Here is a 14593-nt window from a genome sequence, read left to right as displayed (position 1 = left end):
GGTACGAGGTGCCCGCCCAGCCTATTCGCTGTGGGCGAAGAGCTTGAGCACCGGTACGCCGACCTTGTGGCGGGCCCTGGAAGCCCAGTCCCGGTGGAAGAACTCCTCGACGTAGTGCGGCGCGGTCAGCACGATGACCTCGTCCGCCTCCGCGTCGTCGACCACGGACTTCAGCTTGTCCAGGGGGTGGTCCTCGATCACCTGCCCGACCGCTTCGGAGCCTGCCTGCCGCAGGGCCTCCAGTGAAACTTCGAGCGCCAGTTCGGCGGGCTGCCTGGCGTTCTTGCCCTCCGGTTCCTCACTCTCCCGGGCGGCTTCCTTCAGTTCGCCCATCGCCAGGTCGTCGATGGCCCGCAGCAGCACATCGGCCTGGTCACCGCGCGGCTGCATGAGCACGACGAAGGAGATCTGCTCCTCTCCGTGCAGGGTGGTGACGAACTCGACGTCCTCGGAGGTGAGGGGCTTCTCGATCATCAAAACGCTGGTGAACACCACGGGCGCCCTTCTGCTTCAGTGACCGTCGCCGATCACTGCTGAAACCATCCTTCCCCGTGCTCACACGGGGTCTGCGAGAGTAATTGTGCCCACCGGAAGCTAACCGGAACGACAAATTCCGCTGATTGTCAGATCCGACGGTACCGAGTGAAGAGGAACCCGGCCTCTTCCAGCATCGATGCCAGGGCGAATCGTTCCGGCACGGCCACCGAGGGACCGCCCGCGATCCGCTGCGCGTCCCCGGCGGTCAGCATCGGCGAGAGGGTCAGACAGAGCTCGTCCAGCACCCCGGCGGCCACGAACTGCCCCAGCATCCTCGGGCCGCCCTCGGTCAGCAGCCGCTTGAGCCCGCGGTCCGCCAGCTCCCGTACGGCCCGGGCGGGGTCCACCCGGGAGCCCTCCCCCGCGATCACCACCTCGGCGCCCGCCCGGCGCGCCTCCTCGATCCGGCCCGGAGGGGCTCCGGCACCGGTCAGCACGAGGGTCGGGACGAGCGGCTCGGTGAAGAGCGGCAACGAGAAGTCGAGGTCCAGACTGCCGCTCACCACGGCGATGGCGGGGGCGGGCCCCTGCCCGGCGGCGGCCCGGCGGGCGGCGAAGGCCTCGCGGGCCCTGGCGGGGCGGTAGCCCTCCAGGCGTACCGTCTCCGCCCCGGCCAGCACCACATCGGCCAGACCGCGCAGGGTGCCGAAGATCCGCATGTCGCTCGCGCAGGAGATCGGCTGCGAACGGCCGTCGTGCTGGGCGGCCCCGTCGAGCGTCGAAACCATGTTGGCGCGCAGCCAGGGGCCGTCCTGCTCGGGGTAGGCGTAGGCGTCGGCCAGGGCGTCCAGACTCCACTCCTCCTCGTCGTCGGCCGGTGTCAGGTCGGTCACAGGGAAGAGGCGTCGCATGTTCTGCAGTCTGGCACGGCGCTTAAGGTTGAGAGTTGTGTCGTCCTCCACAGCCCTGCCGGGGCAGAGCCCCATAGCCGAAACGGCCCCCCTGTCCCTCTGCGCACTCGAGCCCCGCGTTCCCGCCGACCGGCTGGTCGCCGAGATGGTGCCGCCGCCGCGCTTCGACTCCGTACGCTTCGATACATATGTCCCGGACCCGAACCAGCCGAGCCAGACGGAGGCGGTCAAGGTCCTGAGCGACTTCGCGGCCGGGCTCGGTGGCGCGCACGCCAGCGGCTCGGGCAAGCGCAAGTGGTTCAGCAAGAAGCCCGCCGCCCCCACGGCGCCGCTCGGGGTCTACCTCGACGGCGGCTACGGCGTCGGCAAGACCCACCTGCTGGCCTCCCTCTGGCACGCCACCCCCGCCGCCCCCTCGCTGAAGGCGTTCGGCACCTTCGTGGAGCTGACGAATCTGGTCGGCGCGCTGGGCTTCCAGCAGACCGTGCAGACGCTGAGCGGGCACCGGCTGCTGTGCATCGACGAGTTCGAGCTGGACGACCCGGGCGACACCGTGCTGGTGTCGTCGCTGCTGAGCAGACTGGTCGAGGCGGGGGTCGCGCTCGCCGCCACCTCCAACACGCTGCCGGGCAAGCTCGGCGAGGGCCGGTTCGCCGCGGCGGACTTCCTGCGGGAGATCCAGGGGCTGTCCGCGCACTTCCGCCCGCTGCGGATCGACGGCGAGGACTACCGCCACCGCGGGCTGCCCGAGGCCCCCGCACCGTACTCCGACGAGCAGGTCACCAGAGCGGCGTACGCCACCGAGGGTGCCAGCCTGGACGACTTCCCCTCGCTGCTCGACCATCTCGCCCGGGTCCATCCGAGCCGCTACGGCGCGCTGACGGACGGCCTGCGGGCGGTCTGCCTCACCGAGGTCCAGCCGGTCCCCGACCAGTCGACCGCGCTGCGGCTCGTCGTCCTCGCGGACCGGCTGTACGACCGGGAGGTCCCGGTGCTCGCCTCCGGGTTGCCGTTCGACCGGCTGTTCAGCGAAGAGATGCTGAACGGCGGATACCGGAAGAAGTACTTCCGGGCGATCTCCCGGCTGACGGCGCTGGCGCGCGACGCGAAGGGGCTGGTGGCGCAGTAGGTTCGGGACGTACCCCCCCCCCTCGGGGCCCTTGGGCGCCGAGGGGCTCCCGTATCAACCGCGCACACCGTTTGAAGGGATTTGGCATGGCAACCACACGTCAGGCTCACACGGTCTGGGACGGCAACCTGCTCGAGGGCAAGGGGGTCGTCACCCTCGACTCCTCCGGCGTCGGCGAATTCGACGTCTCCTGGCCTTCCCGCGCGGAGAAGCCGAACGGAAAGACCAGCCCCGAGGAGCTCATCGCGGCGGCCCACTCCAGCTGCTTCTCGATGGCGCTGGCCCACGGTCTGGCCGCGGCCGGCACCCCGTCGACCCAGCTGACCACCACGGCCGACGTCACCCTCCAGCCCGGCACCGGCATCACCGGTATCCACCTCACCGTCCAGGGCGAGGTGCCCGGTATCGGCGAGGCGGACTTCATCAAGGCCGCCGAGGGCGCCAAGGCGAACTGCCCGGTCAGCCAGGCGCTGACCGGCACGACGATCACGCTCACCGCCTCGCTGGTCTGACCACACCGGCCACTCCCGGCCCGGGACACACCCAGGGTCTCAGTGACCCGCATGGTTCCCGCGCGGCGATACGCGTGCTACACACATGCGGGTCACTTCTCCTGTCCGCCAGCAGGGAGTTGCCTCATGTCATCAGAAACGTCACGCCTGACCGAAGAAACGTCACGGCCGACCGCCACCCGTCGTCAGGTCCTGGCCGGCAGCGGCGCGGCCGTCGCTTCCATCGCCTTCACCGGGGCGTTCTCCGAACTCTTCGCGGGTACCGCGGCCGCCCGCGGCCACAGCGGGTACGGCCCGCTGGTGCCCGACCCCGACGGTCTGCTCGACCTCCCGAAGGGCTTCCGCTACCGGGTCCTGTCCCGGGAGGGCGACCAGCTCCGCTCCGGCGAGGGCCAGGTCCCCAGCAACCACGACGGCATGGCCGCCTTCGCGGGCCGTCACGGACACGTCCGCCTGGTCCGCAACCACGAGAACCGCGCCACCGCGAAACGCCCGGTCCCGGTCGTCGAGGGCCTCACCTACGACCCGATGGGCAAGGGCGGCTGTACGGCCCTGGAGCTGGACGGCCGCAACAACGTCCTCGGCGAACGCGTGGCCATCGCCGGTACGGCGGTGAACTGCGCGGGCGGCCGTACCCCTTGGAACACGTGGCTGACCTGCGAGGAGACCGAGGACAGAGCCGGTACCAACGGCTACACCAAGGACCACGGCTTCATCTTCGAGGTGGACGGTGCCGATCCGCACCTCACCGGGGCCGTGCCGCTCACCGCGATGGGCCGCTTCCAGCACGAGGCCATCGCGATCGACCCGAAGAACGGAATCGTCTACGAGACGGAGGACGCGTTCGACAAACCGTTCGGGCTCTTCTACCGCTTCCTGCCGAACAAACCGCTCGGCGGTACGGGTTCACTACGGGCCGGCGGCCATCTGGAGGCCATGCGGGTGCCGGGCGTCCCCGACCTCTCGGTGGTCCAGGAGACCGGGGCGAGTTTCGAAGGCATCGAGTGGGTCCCCGTACCGGATCCGCTGGCGGCCGAGACACCGATCCGGTTCCAGGACTTCGGCCCCAAGGGCATCACGCACGCGCAGAAGCTGGAGGGCTGCTACTGGGGCGGGTCCTCGGTCTACTTCGTCTCCAGTTTCGCGCACAGCGCGGAGGGGTCGGCCGCCGACCACTACGGCCAGGTGTGGCGGTACGAGCCGAAGCGGCGCCGTCTCACGCTCGTGATCGTCTTCGGCCCCGGCACGGACGTGCAGCTGCCGGGCGAGTCCCCGGACAACATCTGTCTCGCCGCCGACGGCGGGCTGATGGTGTGCGAGGACGGCGGCGGCGCGCAGCATGTGTTCGGCGTGACGCGGCGCGGCGAGGTGTACGCGATGGCGCGGGGCCGGCAGAACATCGGGACGCCGGATGAGCCCGAGTGGGGGGAGTTCGCCGGGGTCACGTTCGCTCCGGACGGCGGAACGATGTACGTGAACTGCTATGCGCCGGGGACGACGTTCGCGGTGACGGGGCCGTGGCGCTGACGCGCTGACGTGCTGATCCATTGAGGTGCCGGAGGGGGCGGGCAGCCGGTGTCCGCCCCCTTCGCGCTGCCCGGACCGGGGTCCGTGTTCGGCCCAGCAGAACAGTCGGCGGACCGACCGGACGAACGGACCACGGGCCGACGGTGGTTGATCGAAGAAGCTGCGGCGGGACGCCGTTCGCGGAGATAGGCTCCCGCCTGGTTCCGCGCGCCTCCGCGGGACCTGCCGCACCGGCCGAGAGGGAAGGACACCTCACCGTCGGCGGTGTGCGGCATGCCTTCTGCAGCCTCGAAACCAACCCCCGATGGGACGTGAACCATGAGGCACGAAACCGCACGGCACGACATCACCGTCGTCGGCGGCGGTCTGGCCGGTATCTGCGCGGCGATAGCCGCCGCACGGCTCGGCCGTACCGTGGCACTCATCAACAACCGGCCGGTTCTCGGCGGGAATTCAAGCAGCGAAGTCCGGGTCTGGGTCGTCGGCGCCACCGCGCACGGCAACAACCACAACGCCCGCGAGGGCGGCATCATGGGCGAGCTCTTCGTCGAGAACCAGTTCCGCAACCCGGACGGGAATCCGTACTACTGGGACACGGTCGTGCTGGACGCGGTCCGGGCCGAGCCCGGGATCACGCTCTACCTCAACACCGACGTCAGGGAAGTGGACGCGGAGGGCCCCGAGGACGCCCGGCACATCAACGCCGTCACCGGGTGGATGATGGGCTCCGAGCGGCACATCCGCTTCGAGAGCGAGCTGTTCCTGGACTGTTCGGGGGACGGTCTGATCGGCGCTCTGGCGGGTGCCCGGCACCGCATCGGCCGGGAGTCCCGGGCGGAGTACCTCGAACCGTGGGCGCCGGAGGAGGCCGATCGCATCACGCTGGGATCGACCCTGCTCTTCTACACCAAGGACGCCGGGCACCCGGTCAAGTACGTGCCGCCGTCCTTCGCCAAGAACATCGCCGAGACCTCGATCCCGCAGCGGCGCATCATCAAGTCCGGCGACAACGGCTGCGCGTACTGGTGGATCGAGTTCGGCGGTGAGCTGGACACGGTGCATGACAACGATGCCATCCGTGACGAGCTGTGGGCGGTCATCCACGGCATCTGGGACCACATCAAGAACTCGGGCGAGTTCGATGCCGCCAACATGACGCTGGAGTGGGTGGGTTCGGTGCCCGGCAAGCGCGAGTACCGGCGCTTCCTCGGCGACTACGTGCTCCACCAGGGCGACATCCTCGGCCAGACCGAATTCGCCGACCGGGTCGCGTTCGGCGGGTGGTCCATCGATCTGCATCCGCCGAAGGGCATGTACGCCGACGGGGACGGCGCCAAGCAGCGCTACGCGGACGGGGTTTACCACATTCCCTACCGGAGCCTGTACTCGGTGAACACGACGAACCTGCTCTTCGCCGGGCGCAACATCTCCGCCAGCCATGTCGCCTTCGGCTCGACCCGGGTCATGGCGACCTGCGCGACGGTCGGCCAGGCCGCGGGCACCGCCGCCGCGCTGTGTGCCGCCCAGGGTGTGACCCCGCGCGCGCTCGACGTGCCCGCACTGCAGCGCACCCTGCTGCGGGAGGACGCCTCCGTCGTCGGTCTGGCGTCGGCCGACCCGGACGACCTGGCCCTGCGCGCCACCGTCACGGCCTCGTCCAGCCTCACGGACCTCGGCGCCGAATCACTGCTGGAGCGCCTGCCGCTGACCGCCGACGCCGGCCTGGTGCTTCCCGTCGACCCGGAGCTGACCGGCCTCGAACTGCTCGTCGACGCCGAGCGGGACACGGAACTCGTCGTCGAGCTCCACGACCCGGAGCTCGGACAGAACTACGTACCCCGCCGCCTCGTCGAATCGGTCACCGTCCCGGTCACCGCCGGGTCGAAGCAGTGGGTCGGGACGGAGCTCCGGTGGTCGCCCGAGAGCGCCCGCAACGCCTTCGTCGTCGTACGGGCCAATGAGGACCTCGCGCTGTACAGCACCGACGGGCCGGCTCCGGGCGTGCTCGCATTCACCCGCATTCCACTGGACCCGGCCGCCGAATCGCCGCAGCCGCTGCGCGAGTGGACCGACAACGGCCTGCTGCGCCGCGCCTTCTGCTTCCGGGCGGGTGAGAGCTCCGCCTACGCCCCCGCCAAGGCCGTGGACGGCTACGCGCGCCCGTACGCCGGTCCGCACATGTGGGTCTCCGAGCCCCTCCGGGAGGGCGTCGGAGCCTGGCTGGAGCTGGCCTGGCCGCAGCCGGTCACGCTCAGCCGGATCGACGTGCTCGCCGACGACGACGTCAACGAGGACCTGATCAACCTGCATCACCACCAAACCCCGTTCGAGACCCTGCCCACCCTGCTGCGGGACTACCGCATCGAGGCGCGCGACGCGGACGGCACCTGGCGGACCGTCTCCCGCACGACGGAGAACCGGCGGCGCCGCCAGGTCCACACCCTGGACGAGCCGGTCACATCGACGACGCTGAGGATCGTCGTCGAGGCGACCAACGGAGCTCCTTCGGCGCACGTCGTGGCGGTTCGCGCGTACGCGTAGAAGCGGATCGCCCGGGTGAATCCGTACGCGACTCCGTCGAGGAGAAGCATCACATCCACCTATTAGTCAGATAAGTCGATATTTTCCACTGGTGAACCATTTTGTATGGAAAACGACCGCTCTGACCGTTCTTGGTGTGGTGCTCGGCAGTCTCACCGGCTGTGGGGGCCACGGCAGCGCGCCCGCCGACGGCCCCCCGGCCACAGGGCGCACACCTGCCGTGGCCCATGCGCCGTCGCATCCGGCCTCGGCCCCGCCGGCCACCTTGACTCCCGGCCCCGGCGGGCTGACACCGGTCTTCGCGCACGGGGCGAGGACCGGCGAGAAGGTGGTGGCACTGACCTTCGATGCCGACATGACCGCCGCCGAGGGGCCGCGCGCGGCGGCGGGCGAGCACTTCGACAATCCCGAACTGATCGATCTGCTGCGCGACTTGGAGGTGCCCGCGACGGTGTTCATGACGGGTCGGTGGGCCGATGAGTACCCGGCGCAGGCCAGGTCCATCGGCGCCGACCCCCTCTTCGAGGTCGCCAACCACTCGTACAGCCACTACGCCTTCAAGTCCCCCTGCTACGGGCTGCCGACCGTAGCGAAGGACGACATGCGCGCCGATGCGGCACGGGCCTTCGCCTCGCTCCGGGAGGCCGGGGTACGCAATACGGTGCCCTACTTCCGCTTCCCCGGCGGCTGCTACGACGATGCCTCGCTGCGCGCGCTCGCGCCCGAGAAGGTGACGGCGGTGCAGTGGGACGTCATCAGCGGCGACGCCTTCGCGACGGACGCGGACGCGGTGGCCGAGCAGGTGCTGGACGGGGTGAGACCGGGCTCACTGGTCGTCATGCACTGCACCCGCAGCGCGGCACCGGTCACGGAGGAGGCGGTGAGCCGGGTGGTCCCGGAGCTGCGCGAGCGCGGGTACCGCTTCGTGAAGGTCTCCGACCTGATCCGGGCGGCACAACGCTGAGGGCTGCTGCTCAGCCGCGCAGGGCCGCCAGCTTGCAGGCGAGCGCGGCCACCGCGGCAGCGAGGGCCGCGGCAGCGACGAGCGGCAGGACGGGCATGTGCACCGCTCCTGTCCGGGATCCGGTGACCAGGCCCGTCACGGCGGTGTTCGCGGGCGAACCGCTGGTCACGAGGGCCAGCAGCGCGCCGAGCACGGTGGTGGCGACGGACCAGCCGCGCCGGTGCAGCAGCGGCCGGGTGCACAGCGCGCCGACCACCGCCCCCAGCAGCACACAGCAGGCGACGGCCAGCAGTCCGGCGATCCCGGCGGGCAGCAGCGGCACCCGGACGGAGTTGTCGGCACTGGCCGACTTGCTGATCAGCAGCACGATCAGGGTGGCGGCCACGCCCAGCAGCCCGGCACAGCCGAGCGCGGCGAGCAGCGATGCCAGATGCGCCCTCGGCGATCCCACCGCCGCGGCGGTGACGGTCCGGGCGGCGGGCGGTTCCTGATCGACACAGAGCTGTACGAGCCAGGCGGTGACGGGCAGGAGCCCGGCGGCGGCGTAGCCGAGCGAGTCGAGGACGGGCTGTCCCCACTGCACGCCGATGGAGACGAAGGCCGCGTACAGCAGGACCGGGGCGAGCCAGCACTGCGAGCGGACCAGCAGGGCGGTCTGGTAGCGGAGGAGGGCGGTCATGGTGCCTCGGGGGTCGAGAGATCGCACGGGTCGGTGGCGGCCCCGTGCGGGCCGGGGCTCTCTGTGCGGACGGGCATGGCGGCCACCTGCCGGATGTGCCAGTGCGGGCGAGCGGTGAGCAGGGCGCGCAGCAGCTCGTCGGAGTGCGCGGCCGCGACGGTGAGCCGTACGCCCCCGCCGGCCGCTTGCGTGTGCTCCGGCGCGCCCGGCAGTCCGGCGGGGAGCGCGGCGCCGGGCGGGCCCGCCGCGTCGATCCGTACCCGCGGGCCGGTCTCCGCGGCCCGTGCCCCGGGGGCGGCGAGGAGGCCGTTGCCCTCGATCCGGAACACGGCGTCGACCGACCCGGCGAGCCTGCGCGGGTCGTGGTCGACGAAGACGACGGTGGCACCGGCCTCGACCCGTTCGGCCACGGCCCGGTCCAGCTCGTCGCGGGCCGCCGTGTCGAGCCCGGTCCATGCCTCGTCCAGGATCAGCAGCTCCGGCTCGGCGAGGAGCGCCTGGGCGACGGCGACCTTCTGGCTGGTGCCCTTGGAGAGCTCCGGAAGCGGTGTACGGGCATGGCCGGCGGCCCCGAAGCGGGCGAGCCACGACCGGGCACGGTCCGCCGCCTCGGAGGTCCGCAGGCCGTGGATGCGGCCGAGGTGGACGAGGTACCCGGCCGCGGTGAACGGCAACGCGGCCGGGAATCGCTCGGGGACGTATGCCGTACGCACTCCGCGGCCGGTGATCCGGCCCTCCGTCGGGGCGTCGATCCCGGCGAGCAGCCGCAGCAGCGTCGACTTGCCGGTGCCGTTGGCCCCCTCGATCCGGATCAGGGTGTGCGTGGGCAGGTCGAGGTCGACCCCACGCAGCACCCAGGGGCCGCCGATTCCGTACCGGCGGCCGACCCCGTTCAGCCTCAGTTGGCCGCCTTCTCGGGCTTGGCCTCACTGGGCCGTACGATCACGAATCCCTCGCCGTCCAGCCGCAGTTGGACGGCCTCGCCGGATCCGCCGCGGATCATCGAGCCGACGCTCTGCGAACGGTGCAGCGACGTGGTCAGGTTGGCGCTCCAGCCGACCACCGCGTCCGTGTCGACGCAGACCGGCTGCTGCGGCGTGACGGGAATCACGATGGGGTGCCCCTCGCACATCAGGCCGAGCTTGCCGTATCCGGTGAAGACGCTGTTGAAGAGCCCGCCGCCGGTCATCCCGGCGCCCTTCACGGTCTTGATCTCGTAGGAGATCGTGGGGTCGAAACAGAGCACGTTGCGGCCGTTGATCGTGAGGACGTCGCCGTGCTCCATCTCCACGATGAAACAGTTGGCGGCCTCGTGCGCGAACCATGCCTCGCCCTGGCCGCGGACCGCCATCAGCGCCAGCCCCTCGCCGGTGACGGCGCGCTTCAGCATGCCGCCTATGCCCTGGCCCTTGCGCTCGAAGTGCAGATCGCCGCGGAAGGCGATCATCGCTCCCTGGCGGGCGTGCATCTCGCCGTTGACGGCGTACTTGATGGATTTGGCGTTCTGCAGGGTCATTCCGGGGACCGTCGCCTGCTGTGCCAGGTTCTCGCTGGAAAAGAGATCGCTCTTCATGCGGTGCATCCTCACCCGGAGCGATCCATTCCGCCAAGAAACCTTTCCCAAGCGGCTGGCAGACTGGACGGGTGAGCAGCAACGACACTCCCGTATCCCCGTCCGGATCCCCGGCCACGCCCCACTCGCCCGCGACGGACAGCCCGTTCAGGTCGGAGCCGACGAGCCGCGACGAGGCGCCGCAGTACGTACTGCCGTTGGTCGTGCACATCGAGAAGACCGCTCCCCCGGCCCGTACCGACGCGTTGCGGACCGCCGCCCGCGCGGTGCTCGTGATGCTCTCCGACGAGCGCTCGGACGGCGAGGGCGAGTGGGCGCGGGCGATGCGGGACTGGCAGGACGCCCGCATCCGCAAGGTGGTGCGGCGGGCGCGCGGCGCGGAGTGGCGCAAGGCGTCCGCGCTGCCGGGCATCACGGTCACGGGCGGGAGCGCCGAGGTGCGGGTCTTCCCTCCGGTGCCGCTGGACGGCTGGCCGAAGGAGCTGGCGAAGCTCCAGGTGTCGGGGACGGATCTGGACGACCCCGAGCCGCCGGCCGCGCCCGATCCCTCGGGCCCGGTGCTGTGGCTCAACCCGGAGCTGGACATGTCGGCGGGCAAGGCCATGGCACAGGCCGGGCACGGTGCGCAGCTCGCCTGGTGGGAGCTGTCGGACACGGAGCGCAAGGCCTGGCGCGAGGCGGGCTTCCCGCTCTCCGTCGCCACCGCGGAGGCGGGGAACTGGCAGGAGCTCACGGCGAGCGGGCTTCCGGTGGTGCAGGACGCCGGGTTCACCGAGATCGCGCCCGGGTCGTGCACGGTGGTCGCCGACCATCCGGCACTGCGACGCGGCTGAGCACCGGATCGGGAACCTCAAATCAAGCTCTGAACGTCCCCCTGTTCGGATTCATCACCGCCCTCCGGGGCCATGAGCCCTGCACGGAGCGGAGGAGGGGGACGGCATGAAGCTGGGTATCGGGATCGGCTGGCGGCCGGAGATCGCGGATGCCGTCGAGGCGCTGCGGGGGATCGACTGGGTGGAGGCGGTGGCGGAGAACATCTGCACCGGCCATCTGCCCGATTCGCTGGTACGGCTCAGGGAGCGCGGCGTCACGGTCGTGCCGCACGGCGTCTCGCTGGGCCTCGGCGGGGCCGACCGCCCCGACGCGGGGCGGCTCGCGGATCTCGCCGCCCGCGCCGAACTGCTCGCCGCGCCGCTGGTGACCGAGCACATCGCGTTCGTGCGGGCCGGGGGGCCGCGGACCTCGTCGCCGGGGCTGGAAGCGGGCCATCTGCTGCCCGTCCCGCGGACCAGGGACGCACTGGACGTGCTGTGCGAGAACGTACGCATCGCGCAGGACTCGCTGCCGGTGCCGCTGGCCCTGGAGAACATCGCGGCGCTGATCTCCTGGCCCGACGAGGAGCTGACCGAGGGGCAGTTCCTGGCGGAGCTGGTCGAGCGCACCGGGGTCCGGCTGCTGATCGATGTCGCCAATCTGCACACCAACCACGTCAACCGGGGCGAGGACCCGGCCACCGCGCTCGACGAGCTGCCGGTGGAGGCCATCGCGTACGTGCATGTGGCGGGCGGCGTCGAGAAGGACGGCGTCTGGCACGACACCCACGCCCACCCGGTCACCGGGCCCGTCCTCGACGTCCTCGCCGAACTCCGCTCCCGGGTCGACCCGCCCGGCGTCCTGCTGGAGCGCGACGACGACTTCCCGCCGGCCGGGGAACTGGCGGACGAACTGGACACGATCCGCGCCACTTTGAACCGGGCGGCGGGGAACATGAAACGGCCCGCCCCGGGCGTCCGTCCGTCCGCGCGGAGCTCAGCCTCCGCGCCGCCGGACGCCACGCGCGACCGGCTCGCGGTCGCCCAGACCGCACTGCTCTCCGCCCTCGTCGCCGGTGGCCCCGTCCCGCGGGGCTTCGACCGGCGCCGCCTCGGGATCCAGAGCCGCGCCCTGGCCGCCAAGCGGGCCGGGGTCGTCGCCAAGGTGGCACCCGAACTGCCGGACATCCTGGGCACCGGCTACCGGGACGCCTTCCTCGCGTACGCCAGGACCCGCCCCATGTCCGCAGGTTACCGGCGCGACGCGCTGGACTTCGCCGAGGATCTGCTGATCGCGGGCCGGCCGGCCGACGACGCCGACCGTCGCCGGCTGACCCACTGGTGGCAGGACCGGGCCGGCGCGCACCCGCCGCGCCGCACCACCCGGTTCGTACGAGCGGCCCGTGCGGCCCTGACAGGAAGGTGACCGGCATGAACACCGTGGCACTGCTGGTGGATCTCGGCATCGTGGTCTCCTCCGTCCTCCTGATCATGGGGCTGGCGCGTGCCCGTGGCGGCGTCGGCGGCTCGGTCCACGACCTCTACGAAGTCGCCTTCCTCAACGGCGGTCCGGGCAGGGTCGTGGACACCGCGCTCACCGGGATGCAGGCGGACGGCCGGCTCGCCGTCGGGGGTCCCGGAATCGTCGCCGTCCAGCGGGCCGAAGCCCGTGACCCGGTGGAGCGCGCGGTGCTCCAGGAACACGCCATGGCCCCCAGCGGCGCGCTGCACACCCTGCGCGAGGCGGTGATGCGGCACCCCGCGGTGCAGGAGGTCGGCGACGGGCTCGCGGCCCGCGGCCTGCTGGCCGCGCCCGCCGCGAGCCGGACGTGGCGCCGCTGGGGCATCGCCCAGGGGCTGGTCTGCGTACTGGCCGTCCCGCTCACCGTCGTGGCGACCGCCGCGCAGTCCCTGTCCGACGAACTGTCCGCGGACTCCCCCGTGCCCTTCATCTTCAAGGTGCTCCCGTTCCTGATCACCGGCATGCTCACCGGCTTCATCTGCGCCGGCGTCGCGCGGGGACGCGTCACCAAGTCGGGGCGCCGGGCCGCGGAGGCGTACCGGGTCGCCCAGGCGTACAACCCGGACCCGGCCCATTCGGTGGCCACGCACGGGCTGCGGGCGCTCCCCGACCCCGAGTTCCAGGCGCAGTTGATCGCGGCGGCCCGGATGCAGCCGCACGGACGGACGGCCGGGCGGCGTACCCACGCGGCGGCGGCGTCCACGGGCGCCTCCGCCCTGCTCCTCGCGCCGGTGGTGTGGTGTGCCGGTACGAGTCCCGGTCACAGCAGTTGCGGGAGCTCCGGAGACGGGGGCAGCGGCGGAGGCGGCGGTGGCGGGTGCAGTTCCGGGTCGAGCTGTGGATCGGGGTCCGGATCCGGCTGCGGCGGGTCGAGCGGCTCCAGCTGTTCCAGCAGCAGTTCCAGCTGCGGTGGCGGGTCCAGTTGCGGCAGCTAGGGCCTCTCGTTCGGGCACCTTCCGGCGCCGCCGAACCGTCCGTATGGTGAGCAGGCCATGGTTTTCCACGCCCGCCTCGCATAGGAATCCGCCATGCTCTGGGTTCTGTTTCTGCTGGTCGCATGGGGTGCGGCAGTCATCTCGTGCGCCCGGCTCTGCCTCGTCTCGGCCCGAACGGGACTGCTGTCCGGCGCGTCCATGGTTGCCGTCCGGGACACCGGCGCCGGTCATGAACTGACCCTGTACGAGACCGCGTTCCTGGCCGGCGGCCCCCACCGGGTGGTCGATCTGGCGCTGGCCACCATGCATCTGCGACGACGGCTGCTGCTCGCCCACACCGGCTGGGCAACGGTCGTCGACCCGGAGGGCCGGGACGACATGGAGCGCACGGTGATCCGTGCGATAGGCCCGCAGGGCCAGTCCCCGATACCGCCGATACGGACGGCCGCGGCCACCGCCGACGCCGTACGCGCCCTGGCCGACCGGCTCGTCGCCGCCGGCCTGGCGCTGCCCGGCGGTGCCGGGACCGATGTCGCCGCAGCGGTGCGCGCGGTGCGCGGCGCGGCTCTGCTGGTGGTCGCGATGGGCGTGGTCACGCTGCTGATGCCCGGTCAGGAGCACGGGCCCGGTGGCCCGTTGGTGTCGCTGCTCGTCCGGTTCGGGCTGCCGCTCGCACTGACCGTCGGCTGTCTGGCCATCGCCCGGATGGAGATCCATCCGTACAGCTCCTGGGCCTCGCCCGCCGGTCAGCGGCTGCTGGCCGAGAACGATGTTCCGGCCGCCGGGGCGGACCGCGACATCCTGGCGGCGATCGCCGTACGGGGTGTGCGCGCCGTGGACGATCCGGCGCTGCGGGCCGCGCTCGGCGGCGGTCCGGGCGGACCGCTCCGGTAGCCCGGCCGGTCCGTCATGGGGTGGTGTGTGTCGAAGGACGCCGGTGCGGCGCGCTGGACGCGCGCCGCACCCGGAGCCGAACCCGGTGTCGCTGGAACGACGGGCAGCGCGAAAGCG

Annotated in this window: 14 protein-coding genes; 9 read left to right on the top strand and 5 right to left on the bottom strand. The window is 71.6% G+C overall.

Annotated features, from left to right (window positions below):
- Nucleotides 1-21: 21 nt before the first annotated feature.
- Both OG978_RS31485 and OG978_RS31480 read right to left on the bottom strand, forming a co-directional pair.
- Nucleotides 22-474 carry an indole-3-glycerol phosphate synthase gene (locus tag OG978_RS31485; RefSeq protein WP_326768440.1) on the bottom strand — a complete coding sequence of 151 codons (453 nt, stop codon included), beginning with the start codon at nt 472-474 and terminating at the stop codon, nt 22-24.
- Between the two features lie 149 nt (nt 475-623).
- Nucleotides 624-1388: a pyrimidine reductase family protein gene (locus OG978_RS31480; protein WP_326768439.1), complete on the bottom strand. Its 765-nt coding sequence runs from the start codon at nt 1386-1388 to the stop codon at nt 624-626.
- 37 nt (nt 1389-1425) lie between these two features.
- Here OG978_RS31480 and zapE point away from each other — a divergent pair, with 37 nt between their 5' ends.
- The 5 genes from zapE (at nt 1426) to OG978_RS31455 (ending at nt 8061) form a co-directional block, all read left to right on the top strand.
- Nucleotides 1426-2517 (top strand): cell division protein ZapE, encoded by a 1092-nt coding sequence (zapE, locus tag OG978_RS31475; RefSeq protein WP_326768438.1) that lies wholly within the window; start codon nt 1426-1428, stop codon nt 2515-2517.
- Between the two features lie 86 nt (nt 2518-2603).
- The gene (locus OG978_RS31470) at nt 2604-3029 is read left to right on the top strand and encodes an OsmC family peroxiredoxin (RefSeq protein ID WP_326768437.1); all 426 of its coding nucleotides are present in this window, start codon (nt 2604-2606) and stop codon (nt 3027-3029) included.
- Between the two features lie 126 nt (nt 3030-3155).
- The gene (locus tag OG978_RS31465) at nt 3156-4556 is read left to right on the top strand and encodes an alkaline phosphatase PhoX (RefSeq protein ID WP_326768436.1); all 1401 of its coding nucleotides are present in this window, start codon (nt 3156-3158) and stop codon (nt 4554-4556) included.
- Nucleotides 4557-4874: 318 nt separating this feature from the next.
- On the top strand, nt 4875-7097 hold the full coding sequence (locus OG978_RS31460; protein ID WP_326768435.1) for an FAD-dependent oxidoreductase: 2223 nt from the start codon (nt 4875-4877) through the stop codon (nt 7095-7097).
- Between the two features lie 91 nt (nt 7098-7188).
- Nucleotides 7189-8061: a polysaccharide deacetylase family protein gene (locus tag OG978_RS31455; protein ID WP_326768434.1), complete on the top strand. Its 873-nt coding sequence runs from the start codon at nt 7189-7191 to the stop codon at nt 8059-8061.
- A 10-nt stretch (nt 8062-8071) separates the two neighbouring features.
- On the opposite strand, the gene OG978_RS31450 is transcribed toward OG978_RS31455, so the two are convergent.
- The 3 genes from OG978_RS31450 to OG978_RS31440 are packed head-to-tail and all read right to left on the bottom strand — an operon-like array spanning nt 8072 to nt 10313.
- Nucleotides 8072-8740: an ABC transporter gene (locus OG978_RS31450; protein ID WP_326768433.1), complete on the bottom strand. Its 669-nt coding sequence runs from the start codon at nt 8738-8740 to the stop codon at nt 8072-8074.
- The gene (locus OG978_RS31445) at nt 8737-9594 is read right to left on the bottom strand and encodes an ATP-binding cassette domain-containing protein (protein ID WP_326768432.1); all 858 of its coding nucleotides are present in this window, start codon (nt 9592-9594) and stop codon (nt 8737-8739) included. Before OG978_RS31445 ends, OG978_RS31450 begins: the two co-directional genes overlap by 4 nt.
- A 44-nt stretch (nt 9595-9638) precedes the next feature.
- On the bottom strand, nt 9639-10313 hold the full coding sequence (locus tag OG978_RS31440; protein ID WP_326768431.1) for an AIM24 family protein: 675 nt from the start codon (nt 10311-10313) through the stop codon (nt 9639-9641).
- 71 nt (nt 10314-10384) lie between these two features.
- Here OG978_RS31440 and OG978_RS31435 point away from each other — a divergent pair, with 71 nt between their 5' ends.
- From OG978_RS31435 to OG978_RS31420, 4 genes are all read left to right on the top strand, one after another.
- Nucleotides 10385-11146: a peptidyl-tRNA hydrolase gene (locus tag OG978_RS31435; RefSeq protein ID WP_326768430.1), complete on the top strand. Its 762-nt coding sequence runs from the start codon at nt 10385-10387 to the stop codon at nt 11144-11146.
- Nucleotides 11147-11252: 106 nt separating this feature from the next.
- Nucleotides 11253-12551 carry a DUF692 domain-containing protein gene (locus tag OG978_RS31430; protein WP_326768429.1) on the top strand — a complete coding sequence of 433 codons (1299 nt, stop codon included), beginning with the start codon at nt 11253-11255 and terminating at the stop codon, nt 12549-12551.
- Nucleotides 12552-12556: 5 nt separating this feature from the next.
- Nucleotides 12557-13582: a TIGR04222 domain-containing membrane protein gene (locus OG978_RS31425; protein WP_326768428.1), complete on the top strand. Its 1026-nt coding sequence runs from the start codon at nt 12557-12559 to the stop codon at nt 13580-13582.
- Nucleotides 13583-13675: 93 nt separating this feature from the next.
- Entirely contained in the window at nt 13676-14476 is an 801-nt protein-coding gene (locus OG978_RS31420) for a TIGR04222 domain-containing membrane protein (RefSeq protein WP_326768427.1), read from the top strand.
- The last annotated feature ends 117 nt before the right edge of the window (nt 14477-14593 follow it).

This window comes from Streptomyces sp. NBC_01591 (assembly GCF_035918155.1).
In the GTDB taxonomy this organism is placed as follows: domain Bacteria; phylum Actinomycetota; class Actinomycetes; order Streptomycetales; family Streptomycetaceae; genus Streptomyces.
This window is presented reverse-complemented; position numbering and strand designations above follow the sequence as displayed.

Coding starts and splice junctions, on each gene's coding strand:
- OG978_RS31425 (WP_326768428.1), top strand. CDS start 12,557: ATGAACACCGTGGCACTGCTGGTGGATCTCGGCATCGTGGTCTCCTCC.
- OG978_RS31485 (WP_326768440.1), bottom strand. CDS start 474: ATGATCGAGAAGCCCCTCACCTCCGAGGACGTCGAGTTCGTCACCACC.
- OG978_RS31430 (WP_326768429.1), top strand. CDS start 11,253: ATGAAGCTGGGTATCGGGATCGGCTGGCGGCCGGAGATCGCGGATGCC.
- OG978_RS31460 (WP_326768435.1), top strand. CDS start 4,875: ATGAGGCACGAAACCGCACGGCACGACATCACCGTCGTCGGCGGCGGT.
- OG978_RS31470 (WP_326768437.1), top strand. CDS start 2,604: ATGGCAACCACACGTCAGGCTCACACGGTCTGGGACGGCAACCTGCTC.
- OG978_RS31420 (WP_326768427.1), top strand. CDS start 13,676: ATGCTCTGGGTTCTGTTTCTGCTGGTCGCATGGGGTGCGGCAGTCATC.
- OG978_RS31465 (WP_326768436.1), top strand. CDS start 3,156: ATGTCATCAGAAACGTCACGCCTGACCGAAGAAACGTCACGGCCGACC.
- OG978_RS31480 (WP_326768439.1), bottom strand. CDS start 1,388: ATGCGACGCCTCTTCCCTGTGACCGACCTGACACCGGCCGACGACGAG.
- OG978_RS31450 (WP_326768433.1), bottom strand. CDS start 8,740: ATGACCGCCCTCCTCCGCTACCAGACCGCCCTGCTGGTCCGCTCGCAG.
- OG978_RS31440 (WP_326768431.1), bottom strand. CDS start 10,313: ATGAAGAGCGATCTCTTTTCCAGCGAGAACCTGGCACAGCAGGCGACG.